This window comes from Micromonospora sp. NPDC048935, assembly GCF_043197875.1.
GTDB lineage: Bacteria > Actinomycetota > Actinomycetes > Mycobacteriales > Micromonosporaceae > Micromonospora.
The window spans coordinates 26,000-48,847 of the sequence record NZ_JBICTZ010000020.1; the positions used below are offsets into that span (position 1 = coordinate 26,000).

A 22,848-nucleotide genomic window follows, 5' to 3' on the forward strand; every position below is an offset into this window, starting at 1 on the left:
GTGGACGCCGTATCGCTGAGTACCCTGTTGGCCGCTGCCGCGATGGCGGGGTGGGTTGACGCCGTGGTCGGTGGTGGCGGGTTGTTGCTGCTGCCGGCGTTGCTGGTGGCGGCGCCGGGGTTGCCGGTGGCCACCGCGCTGGGCACGAACAAGCTGGCCGCGATCTTCGGGACGACCACGGCGGCGGCGACGTACGCGCGGCGTACGAAGGTGGACTGGCGGGTGGTGGCGCCGGCGGCGGGGCTGGCGGTGGTGAGTGCGGGCGTCGGTGCGGCGCTGGCCGGGGCGGTGCCGGCGTCGGCGTACCGGCCGGTGGTGCTTGTCGTGTTGGTGGCGGTGGCGGTGTTCGTGCTGCTGCGCCCCCGGTTGGGGGTGGTGGCGGTGCCGCGGCGGCGTACCCCGGTGCGGGTGGTGGCGGTGATCGCGGTGGCGGGGGTGGGCATCGCCCTGTACGACGGGTTGATCGGTCCGGGCACCGGCACGTTTCTGGTGTTGGCGTTCACCGCGCTCGTCGGCGCGGATTTCGTGCACGGTTCGGCGATGGCGAAGGTCGTCAACGCGGGGACGAATCTGGGTGCGTTGGTGGTGTTCGGGATGACCGGGCACGTGTGGTGGTTGCTCGGTGCGGGCATGGCGGTGTGCAACATCGCCGGGGCGGTGCTGGGGGCGCGGATGGCGTTGCGCCGTGGTTCGGGGTTCGTGCGGGTGGTGCTGCTGGTGGTGGTGGTGGCGTTGGTCGCGAAGCTGGGCCACGACCAGTGGGTGGCCCGCTGATGCCGGTGCGGGCCGAGCACGACCGGGCGGTGCTGGCGCGGTTGCTGGGGCGGGACCCGGTGCTGCACGCCTACCAGTTGGGTGACCTGGACGACTTCTTCTGGCCGTACACGTCGTGGTTCCGCCGCGATGACCAGGTCGTGTTGCTGTACCACGGTGCCGACCTGCCGACGTTGTTGGCGTTCGCCGCGCCGGCGGACACCGCGGCGCTGTCGGTGTTGCTGGCGCAGGTGGCGCCGGTGTTGCCGGCCCGGTTGTACGCGCACCTGTCCCCCGGCCTGAGCGGGGTGCTGGCCGGGTCGTTCCGGATGGATGACGGTGGCCGGCACCACCGGATGGCGTTGACCGATCCGGGTCGGCTGGGCACGGTGGCCCCGGCGGGGGTGGTGTTGGGGGCGGCGGACCTGCCGCAGGTGCGGGAGTTGTACGCGCAGGCGTACCCGGGTAACTGGTTCGACGAGCGGATGATGCAGACGGGGCAGTACCTGGGGATCCGCGACGGGGGTGCGTTGGTGGCGGTGGCCGGGGTGCACGTGTTCTCGCCGACGTACCGGGTGGCGGCGTTGGGTAACGTCACGACGCATCCGCGCTGGCGGGGTCGGGGTTTGGGCGCGTCGGTGGTGGCGGCGTTGTGTACGCGGCTGCGGGAGAGTGTGCGGCACGTGACGTTGAACGTGAAGGCGGACAACGCGGCCGCGGTGCGTCTGTACGAGCGGGTGGGGTTCACCCGGGTCGCCGACTACGACGAGTGGACCTTGACGACGTTAGGGCCTGCGGCTGGGTGAGTCGAAGCGCCCGGCGCGGATCTCGCGCAGGGCGCGGCGGCGGGTGTCACCGCGCAGGGTGTCGACGTACAGGGTGCCGTGCAGGTGGTCGGTCTCGTGTTGCAGGGCGCGGGCGAGGAAGCCGCTGCCGGCGATGGTGAGCGGCTCACCGTGTTGGTCGACGCCGTGGGCGGTGGCGTGCAGCGCCCGGACGGTCGGGAAGTAGAGGCCGGGGATGGACAGGCAGCCTTCCTCGTCGTCCTGGAGCTCGTCGGAGAGTTCGAGGGTGGGGTTGATGAGGTGGCCGCGGTGCCCGTCGGCGTCGTAGACGAACACCTGGGCGCTGACGCCGATCTGTGGTGCGGCGACGCCGGCGCGGCCGGGTGCGCCGAGCAGGGTGTCCATCAGGTCGGTGACGAGGGCGCGCAGCTCGGCGTCGAAGGTGGTGACCGGCTCGCATCCGGTGCGCAGGACGGGGTCGCCGATGATCCGGATGGGCCGCATGGTCATGGGGGTCAGTTTATCGCCGGTCGTGGGTGCGTCGGTGGCCGGCCAGGGTGGCGCGGATCGGGGCGGTCTTCGCGGCGGCCTCGGCGACCTCGGCGTGGGCGTCGCTGTCCCAGGTGATGCCGCCGCCGGCCCAGGTGTGCAGCAGGTCGGTGTCGGCGGCGGCGGTGCGGATGGTCAGACCCAGGTCGACGTGCCCGGGGGTGACCCAGCCGAGTGCGCCCATGCTGGCGCCCCGGCCGACGGGTTCGAGGGCGTTGATCTGGGTGAGGGCGGCGTGTTTGGGTGCGCCGGTCACGGAGCCGCCGGGGCAGGTGGCCCGCAGCAGGTCGGCGAGGCCGAGGCCGTCGGCGGCCACGGCGCGGACCGTCGACTCGGCCTGCCACAGGTCGCACCAGCGGCGCACGGCGAACAGGTCGTCGACGGTGACGGTGCCGGTGCGGGCGATGCGGGCGAGGTCGTTGCGTTCCAAGTCGACGATCATGATGTGTTCGGCGCGTTCCTTGGCGCTGGCGAGTAGTTCGGCGCGGCCGGCGGCGGTGGCCGGGCGGGTGCCCTTGATGGGTCGGGTGATCAGGTGCCCGTCGGTGACCTCGACGAGGGTTTCCGGGGAGGCGCAGCCGATCGCCCAGCCGTCGCCGGTGAGGACACCGCCGTAGCGGGCGCCGGGAAGCGCACCGAGGCGACTCAGGGCGGGTAGGGGGTCGCCGGTGTAGCGGGCGGCGGCGTGCCCGACGAGGTTGGTCTGGTAGACGTCGCCGCGGCCGATGGCGGCGCGGACCGCGTCGACGGCGTCGGCGTGCTGGCGGGGGGTCCAGCTGTCGGTCCACGGGCCGAGCGACCAGGGGGTGGGTGTGGCCGGTGGGGTGGGCCGGGTGGGGCCGTGGTGGTAGACGACGACGGTGAGGTCGGGCAGGGTCGGCGCGGGTTCGGGTGCGGTGGTGGGTGCGCCGGCCAGGTGCGCGCCGGCCGCGGCGGACAGGTAGAGCGCGGCGCCGCACACTCCGCTGTCGGAGTGGGGGCGGGCGGGGTGGGTCAGGTCGTGCAGGGGCAGCCCGTGTGCGGCGAGGAACTCCTCGGCGAGCGCGGCGGGGTCGCCGCCGTCGTGGCGGTGCCAGTGCAGGCGGGCGCGTTCGGTGAGCGAGTCCCGACACGCGGCGGGTGCCGCCGGCACATCGACCGACGCCGCCGCGTCGCGGTACGCGGCCAAGCCGCTGCCCGCGGTGAACACCTGTGGGAGCGTTTCCACGCCGTATGGTCCAACCTTCCTCATCCGTTCAGTGGATTTCCCGTGCGCCAGGCCGACACCTGCTCGATGCTGGCCACCTTCGCTTGGTACTGTGCGTCACTGGTCATGTGAACCATGACACAGTGCCCCCACAGTCCGGAGAACCCGATGTGCCAGCACCAACCGACCTGCCCCTCCGCTGAAGCCACCGACCGGGAAGCCGCGCGGGTCCTCGCCTGCTTCCGTGAGCAGGGCTGGAGCCTGCTCTGCAACGGTGTGATCGTCTTCGAGGACACCGGCGAGTTGCTTCCCGACGGCAGCAGCATCGCACCGCACCGCGGGCCCGCCCGCCACGCCCTCGTGGCCTGATTGACCACCCAGCGTCACCGAAATAGCCGCCGTCGACCCAGGCTAGTCCCCCGGTAAGGGACGTCTCCGCCCAGGTCGCAGCGGCTGCCGGGGCAGGCCGTAACCGCCCGCCCCGGCGCGCCGCCGTCAGTCCTCGAACGCCTCCGGCGTTGTCGACCTCGACCGGCTGCGGCGTTGTCAGTCCTCGAACGCCTCCGGCGACGGGCACGAGCAGACCAGGTTCCGGTCGCCGTACGCGCCGTCGATGCGCCGCACCGGCGGCCAGTACTTCCCGGCCCGGTCCACCCCGGCCGGGTAGGCGCCCACTGACCGCGGGTACGCGTGCGACCACTCGTCACCGCTGACCATCGCCGCGGTGTGCGGCGCGTTCGCCAGGGGGTTGTCCCCCGCCGGCCACTGCCCCGACGCGACCTGCTCGATCTCCGCCCGGATGGCGATCATCGCGTCGCAGAACCGGTCCAGCTCGGCGAGATCCTCACTCTCGGTAGGCTCCACCATCAGCGTGCCCGCCACCGGGAACGACATCGTCGGCGCGTGGAACCCGTAGTCGATCAGCCGCTTCGCCACGTCGTCGACGCTCACCCCGGTCGACTTCGTCAACGGCCGCAGGTCGAGGATGCACTCGTGGGCCACCAGGCCCTTGTTGCCGGCGTAGAGCACCGGGAAGTGCCCGCGCAGCCGTGCCGCCACGTAGTTCGCCGCCAGCACCGCCACACCGGTGGCCCGGGTCAGGCCCTGCGCGCCCATCATCCGCAGGTACGCCCACGGGATCGGCAGGATCCCCGCGGACCCGTACTTCGCCGCCGAGATCGCCGGGGTGGCGTCCGCGTGCGCCCCGAGCGGGTCACCGGGCAGGAACGGTGCCAGGTGCGCGCGGACCGCCACCGGGCCCACCCCCGGGCCACCGCCGCCGTGTGGGATGCAGAACGTCTTGTGCAGGTTCAGGTGCGACACGTCCGCGCCGAACCTGCCCGGCTTGGCGAACCCGACGAGGGCGTTGAGGTTCGCACCGTCGACGTACACCTGGCCGCCGGCGTCGTGGACCTTCGCGCACAGCGACGCGATGCCTGTCTCGTACACGCCGTGCGTCGACGGGTATGTCACCATGATCCCGGCGAGCGCGTCCCGATGATTGTCGATCTTCGCGTCCAGGTCGACCAGGTCGACGTTGCCGTTGTCGTCGCAGGCCACCACGACGACCCGCATGCCGGCCATCACCGCCGACGCCGCGTTCGTGCCGTGCGCCGACGACGGGATCAGGCACACGTCGCGGTGTGACTCCCCCCGCGACGCGTGGTAGGAGCGGATCGCCAGCAACCCGGCCAGCTCACCCTGCGACCCGGCGTTGGGCTGCACGCTGACCGCGTCGTAGCCGGTCACCTCGGCCAGCCACGACTCCAGCTGACCGATCATCTCCCGGTACCCGACGGTCTGCGCGTCCGGCGCGAACGGGTGGATGTTCGCGAACTCCGCCCAGCTCACCGGCTCCATCTCGGTGGTCGCGTTCAGCTTCATCGTGCACGACCCGAGCGGAATCATGCCCCGGTCCAGGGCGTAGTCGAAGTCCGACAACCGCCGCAGGTAGCGCAGCATCGCCGTCTCCGAGTGGTGGCTGCGGAACACCGGGTGGGTCAGGAAGTCACTGTCGCGGGCCAGGTCGGCCGGCAGGGCCGCGTCCACGGCCCCGTCGAACTCGGGCACCCCGAACGCCGCCCACACCCGCGCCAGGTGCGCGTCGGTGGTCGTCTCGTCGCAGGACACCCCCACCCGGTCGGCGTCGACCAGGCGCAGGTTCACCCCGTCGGCGGCGGCCGCCGCGACGACCTGCGCGGCCCGACCCGGCACGGTCGCGGTGACGGTGTCGAAGAACGCGACGTCCGCGACGTCCACGCCACCGGCGCGCAGCCCGGCCGCGAGCCGCGCCGCCATCTGATGGGTACGCGTCGCGATGTCGCGCAGCCCGTCCGGGCCGTGGTAGACGGCGTACATGCCGGCCATCACCGCGAGGAGCACCTGCGCGGTGCAGATGTTGCTCGTCGCCTTCTCCCGCCGGATGTGCTGCTCACGGGTCTGCAACGCCAACCGGTAGGCCGGGTTGCCGTCCGCGTCGCGCGACACCCCGACCAGCCGGCCGGGCAGCATCCGCTCCAGGCCCGCGCGCACCGCCAGGTAACCGGCGTGCGGCCCCCCGAAGCCCATGGGTACGCCGAAACGCTGGGTGGTGCCGGCGGCGATGTCCGCACCGATCTGCCCCGGCGCCCGCAGCAGCGTCAACGCCAACAGGTCCGCCGCCACCGTGACCAACGCCCCGACGGCGTGCGCGGCCTCGACAAGCGTCGTGTGGTCGCGCACCGCCCCGGACGCGCCCGGGTACTGCACATGCAGGCCGAAGAACTCCCCCGGCAGTTCGTCGCGCCGCAGGTCGACGACCCGCACGTCGATGCCGAGCGGCTCGGCCCGACTGGTGATCACCGCGATGGTCTGCGGCAACGCGTCGGCGTCGACGACGTACACCCGGCTCTTGCTCTTGGACGCGCGCCGCGCCAGGGTCATCGCCTCCGCCGCGGCGGTGCCCTCGTCGAGCATGGAGGCGTTCGCGGTGGCCAACCCGGTCAGGTCGGTGACCATCGTCTGGAAGTTCAGCAGCGCCTCCAGGCGGCCCTGGCTGATCTCCGGCTGGTACGGGGTGTACGCCGTGTACCAGGCCGGGTCTTCGAGGACGTTGCGGCGGATCACCGCCGGGGTGTGCGTGCCGTGGTACCCCAACCCGATCATGGACACGGCGACGGTGTTACGGGCCGCGAGGGCCCGCAGCTCGGCGATCGTCTCGGCCTCGGTGGCCGGGTCCGGCAGGTCGAGGGTGCCGTGCCAGCGGATCACCTCGGGGATCGCGGCGTCCATCAGCTCGTCGATCGAGTCGTGGCCGACGACCTCCAACATCCGACGCTCGTCGTCGGGGCCGGGACCGATGTGACGGGTGGCGAACTGCTCTACGGTCATCAGGGGCACTCCCGGGGCGAGGTCGACGTGTCGGCCTCCCCCTCTGTCGCACCCCACCGGGGGGTGCTCCACAGTGCCTGCCCACGAGGTCCTTTTGCCTGAGAGGTTCCGGGGAGGATTTGCCCCTTCGGCGCCGCCCTGAGTGCCCTCGGGCGGTCTCTCCCACGTGGGTGTTACCGGCATGGTCAACGCTACCAGCGCCGGTGTTTCCGGCAGATGTCCGACCCCCGGCCGGGCTGTCACACCCCGACCGGGGCGGCACCACCCACCCGGCCGGCCAACTCCGGCAGCAGCACGCCCAGGGGCGCGTCGACGCAGATGGTGGCGTGGCCGTCACCACGGGTCGGCCCCTGGTTGACAATCGCCACCGGAATGCCCCGTTTCGCGGCGCGGATCACGAAACGACGCCCCGACATCACCGTCAACGACGACCCCAGCACCAGCAACGACCGGGCCCGCTCCACGGCGGCGAAACACCGTGCCACCCGCTGCGGCGGAACCGTCTCGCCGAAGAACACCACATCCGGCTTCAACATCCCGGTGCCGCAGAAGCCGCAGTCCACCGGCCGGAACGCGGCCACCTGCTCATCGGGGAGATCCACGTCACCGTCCGGGTTCACCGCGGCGACCTGGGCCACGAAGTCCGGGTTGGCCTCGCGCAGCCGCCGGTCCAACTCCTCCCGGGAGGTCAGGTTGCCGCAGTCCAGGCAGATCACCTCGTCCAGGCGCCCGTGCAACTCGATCACCGACGTGCTGCCGGCCACACCGTGCAGACCGTCGACGTTCTGGGTGATCACCTCATCGACCAGGCCGGCGTGTTGCAGCCCGGCCACCGCCCGGTGCCCGGCGTTGGGTGCCGCACCCGCGATCAACCGCCACCCCAGGTGACTTCGCGCCCAGTAACGCCGCCGGGCGAGGGGATCCCGGGTGAACGCCTGGAAGGTCATCGGGGTGTGCCGCCGCGCCACCCCGCTGGGGCCCCGGTAGTCCGGGATGCCCGACTCGGTGGACAGGCCGGCGCCACTGAGCACCACCACCCCACCCGCGGCCACCAGCGCGCGCAACGCCTCGAAGCTGTCCGTCACCCCTCCATGCTGCCTCAACCCACCCGTCGCCGCCGAACCCTGTCCAACCGACCCCCGGACTACACCGCGGTGACGTCGGCGACGACGCAGGCGATGTTGTCCGGCCCACCGCGCGCCTGCGCCAGGTCGATCAGCGCGGCCACGGTGTCCTCGGGACCGCCGCCGGCACTCAGCGTCGCGTGCAGATCGGCACGCTCCACGACCGCCCACAGCCCGTCGGAGCACAGCAGGTACCGGTCACCGGGCAACGCGGTGCGCAGCGCCAGATCAGCCTCGACCTGCCGGCCCCCACCCAGCGCGCGCACCAGCATCGCCCGCTGCGGATGCGCGGCGGCCTCGTCGGAGGCGAGACGACCCTGATCCACCTGGCTCCGCACCCAGGTGTGGTCCTGCGTCAGCAGCGACAACTCCCCGCCGCGCAGCAGGTAAGCCCGGGTGTCACCGATGTGCACCAGAGCCAACTGGGAGCCGCTGCGCAGCAACGCGGTCACCGTGGTGACCGGCTGGTACTCGTCGGTGGCCAACGCCCGCACGGTGCGGTCGACGTCGGTGACCGCACCGGCCAGCATCGTCAGCAGGTCCACCGCCGGGGTGTCGGCGAGCGCCAACGGCAGGAGAGCGTCGATGGCGGCGGCACTGGCGGCAGCCCCACCAGGCCCCCGCATACCGTCGGCGACGGCGAACAGCCGCTCACTGGCGTACGCGGCGTCCTCGTTGCTGTCGCGCGCCGCCCCGGTGGCACACCCGGCGGCACAGCGAACGGCAAGGTCGGGATTCGATCGAGACACGGTGACGTCCCCTTCCAGAAGATGCTCCACGAGGACGGTGGCGAGCCGGGCACGGGCCGCGGTGTCGGCGCTGACCTCCCGCCAGTACGCGGCGACCACCTCCGCGGCCGCCGCGGGCTCAAGGGCACACACGACGCGGATCGTCGCCAGCGGCATACCGATGCGCCGCAGCTGGGCGACCAGCCGCGCCACCGGCAACTGCTCCGGGTCGTAGAGCCGATACCCGGACTCGGGATCGACAGCGGCCGGCAGCAGAAGCCCCACCTGCTCGTACAGGCGCAGTGCCTTCGGCGTCAGCCTCGCCGCCCGGGCGAACACCCCGATGGTCCACAGCCCCACGTCGCCATCCTCCTCGTGCCGGTCACGACGACCGGCACACCCCAGGCTGGGGGTTGCCCGAAGGGCAAGGTCAAGGCCGGCGGTCGGATCCGAGCAACCACGCCCCTCCCACCCCCGACGTCCAGCCGGCCGTCAGGAGTTCCCGCACGCCTACCTCGCGGTGGTGACACTGAGGGCGAAGGTCGTGACGGACAGGGCCAGGTACACGCCGGGGAAGATCAGATTGTGGTGAACTCCGGCGCGCAGGTGCGCGGCGACCGCGCCGACGAAGAACAGGGTGAGGCCGGCAGCGGCGGCAGACCCGACGAGCGGAACACCGACGAGACCGAGAAGCAGACCGACCGCTCCGGCGGCCTTGAGGCTGCCCAGCAGCGGAAGCCAGGAGGACGGCACGCCGACCTCCGCGGAGTTCGCGAGCACGAAGGCGGCGCGGCGGAAATCCGCGATCGCGATGGCGGTGTTCGCGCTCATCGTCGTGATGGTCGCGATCAGGTAGATGGCCTCCACAGGTGTCAGCCCTCCCAAGTACGGTGGTCGCGGAGGATCTTCGAGAGCGGTAGGTTCACGGTGTCGGACTCCTCAGGGTCGCTACGGTCGTCGCGGGTTGGTCATCCCTATGACGTCGCCCGTTGCGGAAAGGTGACCCCTGTGGATTCGGACGAGGTTCTGGCCGCACGGTTCGAGCAGGACCGGCAACATCTGCGGGCGGTGGCCCACCGCCTGGTCGGTTCCGTGCACGACGCCGATGATGTGGTGCAGCAGACCTGGATCAAGGCCAGTCAGGCGGATCTGAGCGACGTCGCGAATCTGCGCGGGTGGCTCACCACGGTGACGGCCCGGCAGTGTCTGGACCTGCTGCGGGCGAGGCGCCGTCGCGGTGAGGTCCTCCTCGACGACGGCATCGAGACGGCCGGGATGACGTCGCGCCCCACCGCCGTGACCCGCACCGGCGAGGAGGAGGTGCTCCTCGCCGAGTCGGTAGGTCTGGCGCTGCTGGTGGTGCTGGACCGGCTCTCCCCGGCGCAGAGGGTCGCCTTCGTGTTGCACGACCTGTTCTCCGTCCCCTTCGAGGAGATCGGCCAGGTGATGGACCGCTCACCGGCAGCGGCGAAGAAGCTGGCCAGCCGGGCCCGCGACCGGGTCTACCCGACCGCCGGCGAACAGCCGGTCCACCAGCGGCAGACGGCCGAGCACCTGCTCCTCGTGGACGCCTTCCTCGCCGCGTCCCGTGGTGGTGACCTACCGGTGCTGCTCGACCTGCTGGCCCCCGACGTGGTCCGCCGGGTCGACCGAATCCTGGTCCCCGACGACGTCGCGACCGAGATCCGCGGCGCGCGCCTGGTGGCCGAGGAGACCAAACTGTTCACCGTACGCTCCCGCGCCAGCGCCGTGGCCTGGGTCGACGGGGCACCCGGCATCGTGATAGCCCCACGCGGTCGCCTGCAAGCCGCCCTGCGCCTGGGCATCGTCGCCGGACTCATCCAGACGATCGACGTCATCGGCGAACCGGGCCGGCTCGATCGCCTGACGATCGCCGTCACGGCGGGCCACGGCCCCGCCCGAGCCCACCGCCGGTAGGTTCGGCGCATGCGTGTCGTCATCGCCGGAGGCCACGGCAAGATCGCCCTACTCGTCCAACGTCACCTCACCGGGCGCGGTGACACCGCCGTCGGCCTGATCCGCAACCCCCAGCAGGCCGCGACGCTGCGCGCCGCCGGCGCCACCCCCGTCATCTGCGACCTGGAACACACCGGCGTCGCCGACCTCGCCGCGCACCTCGACACCGCCGACGCGGTGATCTTCGCCGCGGGTGCCGGCCCCGGCAGCGGCGCCGCCCGCAAGGACACCGTCGACCGGGCCGGCGCCGCGCTGCTCGCCGACGCCGCCACCCGCGCCGGTGTCCGCCGCTACCTGCTCGTCTCCTCGATGGGTGTGGACGACCCACCGGCCGCCGGCACCGACGACGTGTGGGCGGCGTACCTGCGCGCCAAACGCGCCGCCGAGGACGACCTGCGCGGCCGCGACCTGGCCGCGACGGTGCTGCGGCCCGGCCGGCTCACCGACGACCCGCCCACCGCCCGGGTCACCCTCACCCGACACGCCGGACCGGGCGCGATCAGCCGCGCCGACGTCGCCCACGTCCTCGTCGCGCTGCTCGACGAGCCGGCCACCGCCGGCGCGACCCTGGAACTCGTCAGCGGGCCCACCCCGATCGCCGACGCCATCCGCGCCGCCACCACCTGAGCACCCACCGACCGAGGAGAACAATGGACCCCCCGCGGGGAAAGGGTTCGTCGACACGAACCCTTTCCCCGCGGGGATCAACGCTGCTGGTGCCGCGGCAACGCCGACTGACCCACCACACCACCGACGAACGGCGCCCCCGGCGTCTCCGCCGAGATCCGATCCATCGTCCGGGCCAACTGCTCACTGCCATCATCGAGATGCCGCGCCGCCGCCTGCATGTGCGACACCATCATCTCCCCGAAGATCCGCAACGCCTCCCGGGTGGCCACCGTGTCGTCGAAGCTCGACCCCGCCGTGCTGCGGTACTCCGCCACCGCCCGCTCCGCCTCCTGCTTCGCCTCCGCCTCCGCCGCGTGCAGATAACTCTCGTACTGCACCCGGGCGTACTCGGCGACCCGCCGCGCATAGTCATGCGCCTGCGCGATGATCTGCTCCGCCTCCCGCTGCGCCGCGGACAGCAGATTCACCTCCCGCGCCGCCGGCGTCTTCCCCACCGCCCCCGTGCTCGGAATCACCCCGTGCCGGTGCAGCTCCACCCGGTCGGTCAACCGCTCGTTCTCCGCCCGCAACGTCGCGAGCTGCGTCGCCAACACATCCAACTCGTCGGCGATCTGCATCCGGAACCGGTCCACGTCGGCGTTGTCGTAGCCACGACGCGCGAACGACGCCGCCCCGAACTGCCACCGCCGTACCCGATCGGCGGTCATCCGCACCTGCACAGCGCCGGACACCTGCATCCCGTCGTACCGACTGATCGGAGTCGCACTCACCTGCGGCCGCCTCCGTTCACCACAGCGGGGCCCGCCAGCTCACACCTCGTCACCTGTGCCCACCTCCCGAAACGTCACCGACGGTCGACTGCTGCACCGCCGTACGCCACGCCGGGCCATACCACTGCTCACCCAGGCCCTCGTGATGCACCTGACCCGAGTGGAAACCCGCCTGCAGCAACGCCCGCACCGCGTACGACACCATCTCGTCCGACCCGCACACGAACACGTGCCGGGAACGCCAGTCACCGTCGGCCAACGCCCGGTCCACCGCGTGCAGGAACTCCCCCGGCCGATGCACATCGGCACCCACCACATAGGTCACCGTCAACCACGGGTACGACGACGCCAACTTGTCGATCGCCTCGCTGTCGTAGAGCTCACTGCGGGAGCGGGCCCCCACGTACAGGTCCACCCGCCGCCGCGAACCCTCCGCCGCGACCTGCTCCACCAGCGCCTTCACCGGCGCCCAGCCGGTCCCCGCGACCAACAACAACAGATCACTGGAACCCGCCGCCCACAGCCCCAGCCGCTCACCGACCGGCGCCGCCAGGTGGATCCGATCCCCGACCGCCGACCCATACACCAGCCGCGACGACACCGCACCACCCGGTGCGGCCCGCACATGCAACTCCAACGTGCCGTCCGCCCGCGGCGCGTTCGCCGGCGAGTAGTACCGCCACGAACGCACCGACGGATGCGACACCCCGATCGACTGACCCGGGGTGAACGGCAACAGATACTGCGGACGCACCGTCAGCACCGCCACGTCGAACGCCCGCCGCTCGTGCGCCACGATCTCCGCCACCCACCACGGCGGATTCACCGCCTCGGCGGCCTGCGCCGCCTCCGTCATCACCTGGGCCACCAACCCGTACGCAGCCGCCCAGTCCGACGCCAACTCGTCGGTCCACTGCTCGGCGAGGAAATGCTGCAACGTCGCCAACAGCGCCTCACCGACCGCCGGATAGTGCTCCGCACGGACCGCGAACTTACGGTGGTCCGCCCCGAGATCCTGCAGGAACCCCACCAGCCGGTCCACCTGGTCCACGTTGGACACGATGTGCCCCAACGCGGTCACGAGACGGTCCCGCTGCCCGGCCATGTTCGTCGGGAACATCTGCCTCGTCTCGGGATGAGCGAGGAACAACGTCGAATAGAAATAGAGCGGCACCTGATCACCGTGCCCGGCGACCACCGACCAGCTCTGCTTGAGTTGGGCCGCGTCCACGCTCAGGCGCCCGACCGGTCTCCGGAGGCCACCACCTGGTCCTGCACCTGCCCCAGCACCGCCCGCACGTGGGCCAGGACGTCACCCGGCACACCCAACTCGGTCAGCGTCGCCAGCAGGTGCTCGCCCACCTTCGCGTAGTGCTCCACCGGAATGTTCAACGGCTGGTGCGCCTCGGCCAACCCACGACCGGTGTACTCGTTCGGGCCACCCAACACCGTGGTCAACATCAACGTCAGGTGCCGCCGCTGACCCACCATCTCCACCTCGGCGAAATAGCCCGCCAAAGCCGGGTCGGCCAACACCTTCTCATAGAACAGCTCAACAGCCGCCTTGACCGAGCTGGCACCGCCAATTCGGTCGTAGTGCGACTGGGGGGCAGCCTCTTCGGTAACCGTCACGGTCGTTCCTCCGGGGGTGAAGGGTCGATAACCGTGTCGGACCATAGCGTGTCAAACGCCCCGGGTCATTGCCGCCCTATCGCGTTCCCGACAACAGGACGAAACACAGCGTCACCACTACCGGTGGGTATCTCCACAGTCGGCCACCGCAACGCCACCCACCGTGTCCACAGTGGAACGACAGCACCCACCGACGCCACCCACCGTCACCGACGGTCGCGAGAAAACCAACCCGAAAAAAGGCGAACGCCCCTACGCTCAGCCAGCGCGCCGTCGCGCCCGCCGCGCCGCCAACTCGTCACCCACCGGATCCGACCCCGACGCCACCACCGGCTCCACCGGCGCGCTCGTCGCCGGCTCCGCCGGCAGATGCGACAACGACCCCTGGATCTCCTTGAACGCCCCACCGATGGCAATCCCGAAGACACCCTGGCCACCCTGCAACAGGTCGACCACCTCCTCCGGAGACCGACACTCGTACACCGTCGTCCCATCAGAGATCAGCGTGATCCCGGCCAGATCCTCCACACCACGCGACCGCAACGCCTCGATCGCCTTACGGATGTTCTGCAGGGACACCCCCGCATCCAACAACCGCTTCACGACCTTCAACACCACCAGGTCCCGGAACGAATACAACCGCTGCGTCCCCGAACCAGAGGCGTCCCGCACGCTCGGCACCACAAGCGCCGTCCGCGCCCAGTAATCCAACTGCCGGTAACTGATGCCCACCGCGTGGCAGGCCGTCACACCTCGATAGCCGACCGAACCGTCACCGTCGACCGCCACACCTGGCGACGACGCAGACGGCTCGTCGAACTCTCTGCCTGGCTCGGGATCCCGCGGCTCGTGCATCCGGACAACCTCCCCCGTCAGTGCGGCGACGCGTCGTTTCCTCCGACGCGCACCCCTCGACACGGCAACCCTATAGCCACCTTCAGGGGTTACCACGGAGGAACCGACACGACACGCCGCGCAGCCACCGAGAAAGATCACCAACCACACCGGGGCATCACCCACAGTGACACCCGGGAGCAGAGCCCACGGCCCACTCAGCCCGCGAAATCCTCCGGGCGCACCTGCTCCAGGAACTCGCGGAACTTCTCCACCTCGTCCTCCTGCTCATCAGGAATGACGATCCCCGCCTCACTCAGGACCTGCTCAGCACAACGAATCGGCGCACCGACACGCAACGCCAACGCGATCGAATCGCTCGGCCGCGCCGACACCCGCACCCCATCGCCGATCAACAGATCCGCGTAGAACACGTTCTCCTTGAGCTCAGTGATCTCCACCGCCTGCAGGGGCGCCTTCAACGCCGCCAACACGTCACGCAAAAGATCATGCGTCAACGGCCGGGCCGGCTTGACCCCCTGCTGCTCATAAGCGATAGCCGTGGCCTCGACCGCGCCGATCCAGATCGGCAGATAGCGGTCCCCCTCGACCTCCCTGAGCAGGACGATCGGCTGGTTGCTAGGCAGCTCCACCCGAACTCCGACCACGCTCAGCTCGCGCACCGCCGCCTCCGTGTCGTCGTCACCTACGCACCGCGCCCTATCCCTGCACGGTACACGGACCGCGACACGGCCGTCCCGTCCGCTACAGCACCACGCCCGCGCCAGAAAGGGGTTACCCCGGCAAGCCTACGGCACGCTTCCCGGAAGAGATCTTTCCGCTCAGCCACCACTCACCGGGCACCCTCACCGACCCAACGTCGAACGCAGACCCACCCGCACCAACGCCGCGTGCAACTGCTCCGACAACGCCACCAACTCACGCGCCGTCTCCGCCGCACGAGCCCGCGCCGCCGGATCACTCTGCCGCGCCAACGGCGCCACCAACTGCGCGAACAAACCAACCTCACGGTCCGCCGCCGTCCGATAACCCCGCAGGTGCCGCGGCTCCAACCCGTACGACGCCAAACCCGCCACCGCGGACGCGATGATCAACGCATCCCCGTCATACCACCCCGGCGGATCCGACACCACCACACCGAGCCGCTCCAACTCCACCAACGTCGACTCGTCGATCCCACTACGCGCCACCAGATCCGACCGGCCGAGCCGCACCTGCGACGACTCGACCGGCTCCACCGACTCACGACCCGGCACCGCACCATCAGGACCAACCGCCACCAACGCCGGCCGCGACCGCCCCGGCTGCTCACCAGACGAATCCCACTGGGCCAACTGCTCACGGATCACCCGCAACGGCAGGTACTTGTCCCGCTGCGCGGTCAACACGAACCGCAACCGCGCCACATCGTCCCAGCTGTACTTCCGGTAACCCGCCGCCGTCCGCTGCGGCTCGACCAAACCCTCAGCCTCAAGAAACCGCAGCTTCGAAATCGTGGTGTCCGGAAAATCCACCCGCAACTGCCCAAGCACCTCACCGATGCTCATCAGCGGCTGAGACCGAGCCGCCCCGGGTGACGTGGAGGCCGCAGGCTCGTTCACCCCCGGCCGGCCTCCTCCTCCGGGCGCGGACCGGCGATGAACACCACCCGGAACTTACCGATCTGAACCTCATCACCATTGCTCAACGTGGCCGCCTCAACCCGCTCACGATTCACGTACGTGCCATTCAGGCTACCCACGTCCCGCACCGTGAACGTCCCACCATCACGGTGGAACTCCGCGTGCCGACGCGACACCGTCACGTCATCAAGGAAGATGTCACTGTCCGGATGCCGGCCACTGGTCGTCACATCGTGGTCCAACAGGAACCGGGCACCCGCATTCGGACCTCGACGAACCACCAGAAGCGCCATACCCGGCGGCAACGAACCGGACATCCGGCTCGGCACCACATCGGTATCGGGCCCTTCCAGCACTTCGTCGAGCGAACCGAGATTGAGCGTCGAAGTGACGTCGAGCGGGGGGAACTCGTCGTCTGGCCGCGTCATGGGACCACCTCACGGATCTGTTCGGTCGGCGTCGGGTAATGGCGGGTCTGGCCGCCGGGCGCTTGTCCACCCGGCGGCTGGCTCCCCGTGCCCGGGAAGGCAATTCCGCAACGCTCAACTATTTGGGTTCTCGGTCGACTGGGCGAGCCTAGCCAGCGCCGAAATGCAGGGCAACCGGACGCGCGCACACAGCCCACGCACCGGATCACGCACACTCAGCCTTCGGTGATCTTCTGATAAGCAGCCGCCGTCAGCAACCCGTCCGTCGCCGTCGGATCGTTCGGCGTGATCTCCACCAACCAACCCTCACCGTACGGATCAGTGTTGATCAACTCAGGTGTGTCACCCAACGCCTCGTTGCGCGCCGCCACCGTACCGGCGACCGGCGCGTAGAGCTCCGACACACTCTTGGTCGACTCGATCTCACCCAACGAGTCACCGGCCGCGACCACCGCACCCGCCTCGGGCAACTGCACGTACACGATGTCACCCAGCGCGTCCTGCGCGAAGTGCGTGATACCGACCCGGATCGAAGCCGTGCCGTCACCCGCCACCCACTCATGCTCGGCGGTGTATCGCAGATCCTCAGGAATCACCAGACGCGTCCTTCATCCATCGGTGCCCCGGACCACCCGGGTCCGGCGCGGCCGCGCCGGTCAGGAGACCGGACGGGCGTGTTCCAACTTGATCGGCGCGTGCAGCGCCGAAACCTCGGCAACCTCACGCTCCCCAAACGTCACGTTACCGCCGACACCCCGGACCGACGCCACCACCCCACCAGGAATGTTCAACGCCGTACGCATCGTCGCCGGATCACCGATCACCGTGATCGTGAAAGGCCCCGTCAACCGACGCCCCTCCACCACCAACGACCCATTGTCCCCATCGAGGAAGTACGTCGACGCGATGATCCGCACCGTCGCCCGGTCACCACCGGAAATCTGCATCGCCTCCGCACCCGCACCCCGCAGCTCCTGCACCGCGTCCAACACCCGGGTCGCCGTGATCGGCTTGACACCAGCCTCGAACTGCACCGTCAACCCCGGCCCGACCGCCGGCAACGTCCCCGCCAGGATGCCCAACTCGTTAGCCCGCCGCGTCGCCTCGTCCAACGCCGCCTGACGACCCTGCTCACCCGACTGCAACTGCCGCTGACTGTCCTCCAGAGCACGGATATCCTGCTGCAGACGACTCTCCCGGGCATCCAGATCCGACAGGATCCGCACCAGGTCCTCCTGACGCGTCGCCCCCAACGTCGGATCCGTCGACGTCGTCTTCAACTGCACGACCAACGTGAAACCCAGCAACACCAACAACGCCACGATCATCACACCGGCCGTACTCCACCGGAACCGACCCGCCGCCACCGGCGCCGCCGCCACCCCGGCCGGCTCGGCCAACCCGTCCGAACCCGCCACCGGCTCCCCCGACCGCGACATCGCGCTCAGATCCACCGTCGCACCGTCGACCGACTCCCCCGCCGGCTCCTCGTCCGGCCGCTCCCGCGGCTCCACGGGCTCCTGCGGGGCCAACGGACTCAACTCGTCCGGATCCGGCGCATCCGGACGCGGATCCGGCTCACCAGCCGGCCCACCCGGGCGCGTCGGCCCACCCGGCTGCGGCCACCCGGTCCCCGTGTCACTCTGCTCGTCACTCATCGCCGTCAAACCTACGCCCGGAACAGGTGCCGACGGATCGCCGCCACATTGCCGAAGATGCGCACACCCAGCACGACCACCACACCGGTGGACAACTGCCCGCCCACCCCGAGCTGGTCACCCAGATACACGATCAGACCAGCGACCAACACGTTCGAGATGAACGACACCACGAACTGCTTGTCGTCGAAGATGCGGTCCAACCTGGCCCGCACCCCACCGAACACCGCGTCCAACGCCGCCACCACCGCGATCGGCAGGTACGGCTGCAACGCCGCCGGCACCGTGGGATCAAGCCACACACCCAGCACCACACCGGCAAGCAACGCCAGCACCGCGATCATCGGCCACCTCCGGAGGGGCTAGCGGTCGTCGTCGAACCCGACGACCCAGGACTGCCGGACCGGACACCCGACGCGGAAGGGCTCGGACTGACCGACGGCTTCGCGTAGCGTAGCTGCGGCTCCGGAGCCGCCGGCAGGGTGAGGCCATCCGCCTCCCGCACACCAAACGACAACCCGGTCTTCTGCGCGACCTCCCGCATCAGATCCGCGTTCCGGCTGTTCTCGAACTTGCGCCGCATCGAACCCGGACCGATCGCCGACACCTCGTACGGCCCCATCACCGGCCGGAAATCCACAAGGATCGCATCACCCGCCGTACGGATCGTCGACGTCGAGGTCAACCGCTGCCCGTTGATGGCGATCGCCTCCGCACCAGCACTCCACAGCGCGTTCGCCACCCCCTGCAGATCGCTGTAGAGCACCCGCGACGGCCCCGCGCCCGCACCCGTCACCGCGTCCGCCTTACCCGGCCCGTCCGCCAACCGCACCACCACACCGTCGCCGCGCACCCGACCCAACCCGGTGCTCGCCTCCAGATCCCGCAGCCGCGCAGCGGTCGACCCACTCAACGCCGCGTCCCGCTGCCGACCGACCTCCTCGCGCAGCTGGTCCGCCCGCGTGGACAACCTGTCGGTCTGACCCTCCCGTTCCTTGATCTGCGCCACCAGGCCGGAGCGAGCCTGACTGCGCCCCGGCTCGTCCGCCACCGTCTGCCGGTACGCCACCGCGAACAGGAAACCGAGCAGCACCACCACGACCACGCTTACCGACCGCGCCGGCCAGGCACGCCACCCCCGGACCGGCTCGGTGGACGCCGAACGCCGGCGGGCAGCAGCCGCATCCGCATAGCCCGGATCCAGTGGATTGCGAAACAACTCGGTGAGAAAGTCCGGCGCGTACACCCGATCCGGGCGGGGTTTGCCCGACTGCGGCGCGCTCATGCCACCGCTCCCGGGCCGCGCACCGCGCGCACCAGCCGCGCAGCCTGCACCACGTACATTCCGCCGGCCACCCAGTAGAGCACCAGCCCCCACCACGCCAACGCCCAGCCGATCGCAGCCGTCGCCGTCGCCGCCGCGGCCCACTCGCTGGCCAACAACAACACCGGGAACGCCGCCAGCAGCAGGAACGTGGCGGTCTTACCCACGTAGTGCACCGGCGGCGGCCCGTACCCGTAGCGGCGCAGCACCGCCAGCGAGCCGAGCAGCAGCAGCTCGCGGGCCAGCAGGGCCGCGGTGAACTGCCACGGCACCACCTCCCGGGCGGTGAACGCGACAAGGGTGGCGAGGATGTAGAGCCGGTCGGCGAACGGGTCGAGCAACTCCCCGAGTCGACTGACCTGGTGCAGACGACGCGCGATCCAGCCGTCGACCCAGTCCGTGGTGCCGCCGATGGCCAGGACGACGATCGCCGCCACGTCGGCCCGCTCGACCAGGAACAGATAGAGGAACAGGGGGACGCCCAGCAGCCGCACGAAGCTGATCAGGTTGGGCAGGGTCAGCACCTGATTGCCGGGAGCCTCGTCACCGGTGTCCCGCGGTTGCTCTGCCCGAGCCGGACGCGACACCGATCCTCCTCCACGGCACGGGCCCCCGGCCGACGTCGTACGCGTTGTCGGGCCGGCCTGCGCCGGCTCCGCCCCGGGTGGGGTCTCTTCCCTGATCCGGCCCGCGATCTCGGAGATCACGGGCCGGGTAGGTGCGTTGTCACTATATCGGGCTCGTTTCGGCTTTCCCGGCGCCGCCGCCCGCGCTGGGTGCGGCCGTTGTCGCACTGTGGGGTGGATCACCACGCGTAGAGCGTCCTAGGATAATAGTGGAAGCGCCCGTGCGGCCTGGCGCGAGGTGGCGCTCAGGCCGTCTGCACCGCCGAGTCGGTCGGCTGCTCGGGCACCGACTGCGTCGCCGCGCGGCCGAACGCGACCAACGACAGCAAAAGATCGTGCTGCGCCCTCGCCGGCATCCGATCCAGCACCGCCTGCACCGCCCGCTGCCGGCGCTCGGCCAGCTCCCGCAGCAGCGTCAGCGCCGCGGGGGTCGGCACCAACCGCACCTCGCGCCGGTCGCGGGGATCGGCCATCCGACGCAGCAGCCCGGTCGCCTCCAGCCGGTCGCAGAGGCGACTCGCCGACGACGGCACCACGTCCAGCAGCTCCGCCAACGCGTTGACGTTGGTCTCCGGTCGGCTGCTGAGCAGCGTCAGCACCCGCAACTGGGTGGGCGGCACCTGGTGCCGCGCCGCGGCCGAGTCGAGCACGGCGATCAGCGTGCCGGCAGCCGCGTCGATAGCTGAGGCGAGATCCGCAGGTCGCTCCACGTGATGTCCCCTGCCGTTGTCGCGCTGGTGCCCGCCAGACGGGTTGACAGGGACCCTCACCCGGTGCCCCGCCCACGCGGACCGTGCCAGTCCAGACACACCACGACGGCGTCGTCGCGCAGGTCGGAGTCCGCGTGGTAGGCGTGCAGCTCGCGCATCACCGTACCAACCGCCTCGGCCGCCGGCTGCAACCGTGTGGCACGCAGGGAACGGGCCATCATCCGTTCCCCGTACGGCTCCTGGCCCGGCGGTTCGGCGGCCCACACCCCGTCGCTGACCACGACGAGGCGGTCACCCGGCACGAGTTGCAACTCCTGCACCTCGTACCGGGTCTCGGCGAACATCCCCAGCGGCAACTGCTGGTCCAGCTTGATCGACTCCACCGTGGCCCCGCGCATCCGCAGCAGGTGCGGGGAGCCCGCGTCGACCGCCCGCACCCGGCCGGTGCGCGTGTCCACCTCAAGCAGCAGGGTGGCCACGTACCGGCGGCCCCGGTGCTGGTAGAAGACCGTGTCCGAGGCCAGCTCGGCCTGCTCCACCAGGCCACCACCGGAGCGACGCGCGTTGCGCATCGCGTTGACCGCCACGGCGGTCAGCATCGACGCGGCCAGACCACTGCCCTCGCCGTTGAGCGCCGTCACGGTGAGACGGTCGCCGTCGAGCGACCAGTCGAAGTGGTCCCCACCCACGGTGTACGCCGGTTCCAACTGGCCGGCCAGCTGGAACGCCTGGTTGGCGACACTGCGGCCGGGCAGCAGATCCCACTGCATCTCGGCGGCCATCGTCAGTCGCTCCCGTCGGCGGGCCCGCCGGTACCGGTCGGTCCCCCGGTCCGCGGCACGCATCGCGACCGCGAGCGCGGCGGCGATGTCGGTCGCCTGCCCGGTGATCGTCGGATTCGGTACGGCGGGAAGCTCGACCAACAGCACGCCCAACCGCTCCCCCCACACCGTCAACGGCAGGTAGAGCCGGCAGGGGCCCTCGCCGGCGGCGTCGCGGACCGGTTGCTGGCTGCTGAAGCACCGCTGCGCCACGGTGTGGCAGGCCAGGAACCCGGCCGCCGGCAGATCCGGATCCAGCAGCGGCCACAGGCCGCTGATCCGATAGTCGGCCACGAACACGTCGGTGCGCAGCGCGCCCAGCGTCGACCGGATGGCTTGGTCCGCCGCCTCGGCCAACTGGTCGGGCGGGGCCTCGCGCAGCGCGCGTGACACCACCTCCGGCGGGTCCACCATGGTCGTCCTCTCCAGAAGCTTGCTGTAGGGCAAGCATCATACGGACACCCCGAGGCGGCGAATCCCCGCGGTCAGTCGGCGTTACGGGTCGCGAGCACACCGTGGAACGCGTCGGGCACCTGCGCCGGCGGGCCCGTCGGCCGCCACCGGGCGACCGGCACGATCCCGTCCGCCGTCGGCGCCCAGCGGCCCAGCAGCGGCGCGAACGCCGACGGCGGGCGCATCCGAAACTGTGGCCCCATCATCGCCAGCGCCTGCGGGTGACCCGCCAGCTCCTCGGTGTCGAAGTCCACGACGAGCAGGCTGCCCGGCGCCGCGCCGGCGTACAGCTCGTCGAGGGTGTGCGTCAGCGTCGCGTCGTCGAGGAACGCGGCCAGCCCGAGGAAGACCACCCCGACCGGCCGACGGCCCCAGCCTGGCACGAAACGGTGTAGCTGCGCCGGGTCGATCGTGCCGATGTCGGTCGCGTCACCGAAGCCGTAGCCGGCCCGGTCGCTGCCGGCGAGGATGCTCTGCCCCAGCCGGATGGTCACCGGGTCGACGTCGGTGTAGAGCACCGTCGCGTCGGTGGCGACCTCGTGCACGTTGCCCATCGTGGGCACCCCGGCGCCGAACACCAGGAAACCGTCCACGCCGTGGGCGACCATGACCCGCACCGCCCGCCCCAGGAACGCCCGCAGCTCCCGGAACACCGGCGCGCACGGCCCGTATGCCTGCTCGAACGCGCTCGCGGCGGCCACGTCGACCGGGAAGTGGTGCTCCCCACCGAGCCAGAAGTCGATCATGCGGCCGGTGCTCGGTTGGTCCGGTTCACCCATCGACAGCCCTCCCTTGCGGACCGGTGGTCGCCAGCGTACCGATCCCGACGCGCTCAGCGGTATCGCGAC

At 70.8% G+C, this 22,848-nt stretch carries 26 protein-coding genes and 1 riboswitch; of the genes, 5 read left to right on the plus strand and 21 right to left on the minus strand.

All coding sequences use genetic code 11. The features are described 5' to 3' along the window. The gene (locus ACGFIW_RS33105) at positions 1-774 is read left to right on the plus strand and encodes a sulfite exporter TauE/SafE family protein (RefSeq protein ID WP_393324290.1); all 774 of its coding nucleotides are present in this window, start codon (positions 1-3) and stop codon (positions 772-774) included. Continuing rightward, on the plus strand, positions 774-1,559 hold the full coding sequence (locus ACGFIW_RS33110; RefSeq protein ID WP_393324293.1) for a GNAT family N-acetyltransferase: 786 nt from the start codon (positions 774-776) through the stop codon (positions 1,557-1,559). The genes ACGFIW_RS33105 and ACGFIW_RS33110 overlap by 1 nt, the downstream gene beginning before the upstream one ends. Here the strand turns inward: ACGFIW_RS33110 and def are convergent. Both def and ACGFIW_RS33120 read right to left on the minus strand, forming a co-directional pair. After that, the gene (gene def, locus ACGFIW_RS33115) at positions 1,539-2,048 is read right to left on the minus strand and encodes a peptide deformylase (RefSeq protein ID WP_393324296.1); all 510 of its coding nucleotides are present in this window, start codon (positions 2,046-2,048) and stop codon (positions 1,539-1,541) included. The two genes, ACGFIW_RS33110 and def, sit on opposite strands and share 21 nt — an antisense overlap. A 10-nt stretch (positions 2,049-2,058) precedes the next feature. After that, on the minus strand, positions 2,059-3,345 hold the full coding sequence (locus ACGFIW_RS33120) for a chorismate-binding protein (protein ID WP_393324376.1): 1,287 nt from the start codon (positions 3,343-3,345) through the stop codon (positions 2,059-2,061). A gap of 96 nt (positions 3,346-3,441) precedes the next feature. On the opposite strand from ACGFIW_RS33120, the gene ACGFIW_RS33125 reads away from it, so the two are divergent. Further along, positions 3,442-3,642, plus strand: coding sequence for a DUF5999 family protein (locus ACGFIW_RS33125; RefSeq protein WP_007460326.1), 201 nt, complete (start codon positions 3,442-3,444; stop codon positions 3,640-3,642). Between the two features lie 177 nt (positions 3,643-3,819). On the opposite strand, the gene gcvP is transcribed toward ACGFIW_RS33125, so the two are convergent. The 4 genes from gcvP to ACGFIW_RS33145 all read right to left on the minus strand — a co-directional run bounded on the left by gcvP (position 3,820) and on the right by ACGFIW_RS33145 (position 9,361). Next, positions 3,820-6,642, minus strand: a complete 2,823-nt coding sequence (gene gcvP / locus ACGFIW_RS33130; RefSeq protein ID WP_393324299.1) for an aminomethyl-transferring glycine dehydrogenase — start codon at positions 6,640-6,642, stop codon at positions 3,820-3,822. 76 nt (positions 6,643-6,718) lie between these two features. Further along, positions 6,719-6,817: riboswitch (glycine riboswitch) on the minus strand. Positions 6,818-6,881: 64 nt separating this feature from the next. Continuing rightward, complete coding sequence (locus ACGFIW_RS33135) at positions 6,882-7,727, minus strand: NAD-dependent protein deacetylase (RefSeq protein WP_393324302.1); 846 nt, start codon at positions 7,725-7,727, stop codon at positions 6,882-6,884. 59 nt (positions 7,728-7,786) lie between these two features. Continuing rightward, complete coding sequence (locus ACGFIW_RS33140; RefSeq protein ID WP_393324305.1) at positions 7,787-8,854, minus strand: MerR family transcriptional regulator; 1,068 nt, start codon at positions 8,852-8,854, stop codon at positions 7,787-7,789. Between the two features lie 150 nt (positions 8,855-9,004). Then, on the minus strand, positions 9,005-9,361 hold the full coding sequence (locus ACGFIW_RS33145) for a DoxX family protein (protein ID WP_393324308.1): 357 nt from the start codon (positions 9,359-9,361) through the stop codon (positions 9,005-9,007). A 141-nt stretch (positions 9,362-9,502) separates the two neighbouring features. On the opposite strand from ACGFIW_RS33145, the gene ACGFIW_RS33150 reads away from it, so the two are divergent. Continuing rightward, positions 9,503-10,432 carry a sigma-70 family RNA polymerase sigma factor gene (locus ACGFIW_RS33150; RefSeq protein ID WP_393324311.1) on the plus strand — a complete coding sequence of 310 codons (930 nt, stop codon included), beginning with the start codon at positions 9,503-9,505 and terminating at the stop codon, positions 10,430-10,432. Positions 10,433-10,441: 9 nt separating this feature from the next. Beyond that, complete coding sequence (locus tag ACGFIW_RS33155) at positions 10,442-11,098, plus strand: NAD(P)H-binding protein (RefSeq protein WP_393324314.1); 657 nt, start codon at positions 10,442-10,444, stop codon at positions 11,096-11,098. Between the two features lie 77 nt (positions 11,099-11,175). Here ACGFIW_RS33155 and ACGFIW_RS33160 read toward each other — a convergent pair whose 3' ends face one another. The 15 genes from ACGFIW_RS33160 to ACGFIW_RS33230 form a co-directional block, all read right to left on the minus strand. Beyond that, positions 11,176-11,871, minus strand: coding sequence for a DivIVA domain-containing protein (locus tag ACGFIW_RS33160; protein ID WP_393324316.1), 696 nt, complete (start codon positions 11,869-11,871; stop codon positions 11,176-11,178). Positions 11,872-11,920: 49 nt separating this feature from the next. After that, positions 11,921-13,102, minus strand: a complete 1,182-nt coding sequence (locus tag ACGFIW_RS33165) for a globin domain-containing protein (RefSeq protein ID WP_393324319.1) — start codon at positions 13,100-13,102, stop codon at positions 11,921-11,923. 2 nt (positions 13,103-13,104) lie between these two features. After that, a complete protein-coding gene (locus tag ACGFIW_RS33170; protein WP_393324322.1) occupies positions 13,105-13,503 on the minus strand; it encodes a group 1 truncated hemoglobin in 399 nt (132 codons plus the stop codon). Between the two features lie 258 nt (positions 13,504-13,761). Continuing rightward, positions 13,762-14,358 carry a MerR family transcriptional regulator gene (locus ACGFIW_RS33175; RefSeq protein ID WP_393324324.1) on the minus strand — a complete coding sequence of 199 codons (597 nt, stop codon included), beginning with the start codon at positions 14,356-14,358 and terminating at the stop codon, positions 13,762-13,764. 197 nt (positions 14,359-14,555) lie between these two features. Further along, the gene (locus ACGFIW_RS33180; RefSeq protein WP_030327706.1) at positions 14,556-15,020 is read right to left on the minus strand and encodes a bifunctional nuclease family protein; all 465 of its coding nucleotides are present in this window, start codon (positions 15,018-15,020) and stop codon (positions 14,556-14,558) included. A 183-nt stretch (positions 15,021-15,203) separates the two neighbouring features. Next, complete coding sequence (locus tag ACGFIW_RS33185; RefSeq protein ID WP_393324327.1) at positions 15,204-15,905, minus strand: MerR family transcriptional regulator; 702 nt, start codon at positions 15,903-15,905, stop codon at positions 15,204-15,206. 50 nt (positions 15,906-15,955) lie between these two features. Beyond that, entirely contained in the window at positions 15,956-16,408 is a 453-nt protein-coding gene (locus ACGFIW_RS33190) for an FHA domain-containing protein (protein WP_007071101.1), read from the minus strand. Between the two features lie 215 nt (positions 16,409-16,623). Further along, positions 16,624-17,004: a glycine cleavage system protein GcvH gene (gene gcvH / locus ACGFIW_RS33195; RefSeq protein WP_393324330.1), complete on the minus strand. Its 381-nt coding sequence runs from the start codon at positions 17,002-17,004 to the stop codon at positions 16,624-16,626. A 60-nt stretch (positions 17,005-17,064) separates the two neighbouring features. Continuing rightward, a complete protein-coding gene (locus ACGFIW_RS33200) occupies positions 17,065-18,066 on the minus strand; it encodes a DUF881 domain-containing protein (protein WP_393324333.1) in 1,002 nt (333 codons plus the stop codon). 11 nt (positions 18,067-18,077) lie between these two features. Then, complete coding sequence (locus ACGFIW_RS33205) at positions 18,078-18,410, minus strand: small basic family protein (RefSeq protein ID WP_030327710.1); 333 nt, start codon at positions 18,408-18,410, stop codon at positions 18,078-18,080. Next, positions 18,407-19,351, minus strand: a complete 945-nt coding sequence (locus ACGFIW_RS33210) for a DUF881 domain-containing protein (protein ID WP_393324336.1) — start codon at positions 19,349-19,351, stop codon at positions 18,407-18,409. Before ACGFIW_RS33210 ends, ACGFIW_RS33205 begins: the two co-directional genes overlap by 4 nt. Next, complete coding sequence (locus ACGFIW_RS33215) at positions 19,348-19,977, minus strand: CDP-alcohol phosphatidyltransferase family protein (RefSeq protein ID WP_393324338.1); 630 nt, start codon at positions 19,975-19,977, stop codon at positions 19,348-19,350. The genes ACGFIW_RS33210 and ACGFIW_RS33215 overlap by 4 nt, the downstream gene beginning before the upstream one ends. Positions 19,978-20,261: 284 nt before the next feature. Next, positions 20,262-20,726: a MarR family winged helix-turn-helix transcriptional regulator gene (locus ACGFIW_RS33220; RefSeq protein WP_393324341.1), complete on the minus strand. Its 465-nt coding sequence runs from the start codon at positions 20,724-20,726 to the stop codon at positions 20,262-20,264. Between the two features lie 56 nt (positions 20,727-20,782). Continuing rightward, positions 20,783-21,961: a PP2C family protein-serine/threonine phosphatase gene (locus ACGFIW_RS33225; protein ID WP_393324344.1), complete on the minus strand. Its 1,179-nt coding sequence runs from the start codon at positions 21,959-21,961 to the stop codon at positions 20,783-20,785. 71 nt (positions 21,962-22,032) lie between these two features. Continuing rightward, positions 22,033-22,779 carry an SAM-dependent methyltransferase gene (locus tag ACGFIW_RS33230; RefSeq protein WP_393324347.1) on the minus strand — a complete coding sequence of 249 codons (747 nt, stop codon included), beginning with the start codon at positions 22,777-22,779 and terminating at the stop codon, positions 22,033-22,035. Positions 22,780-22,848 lie beyond the last annotated feature (69 nt).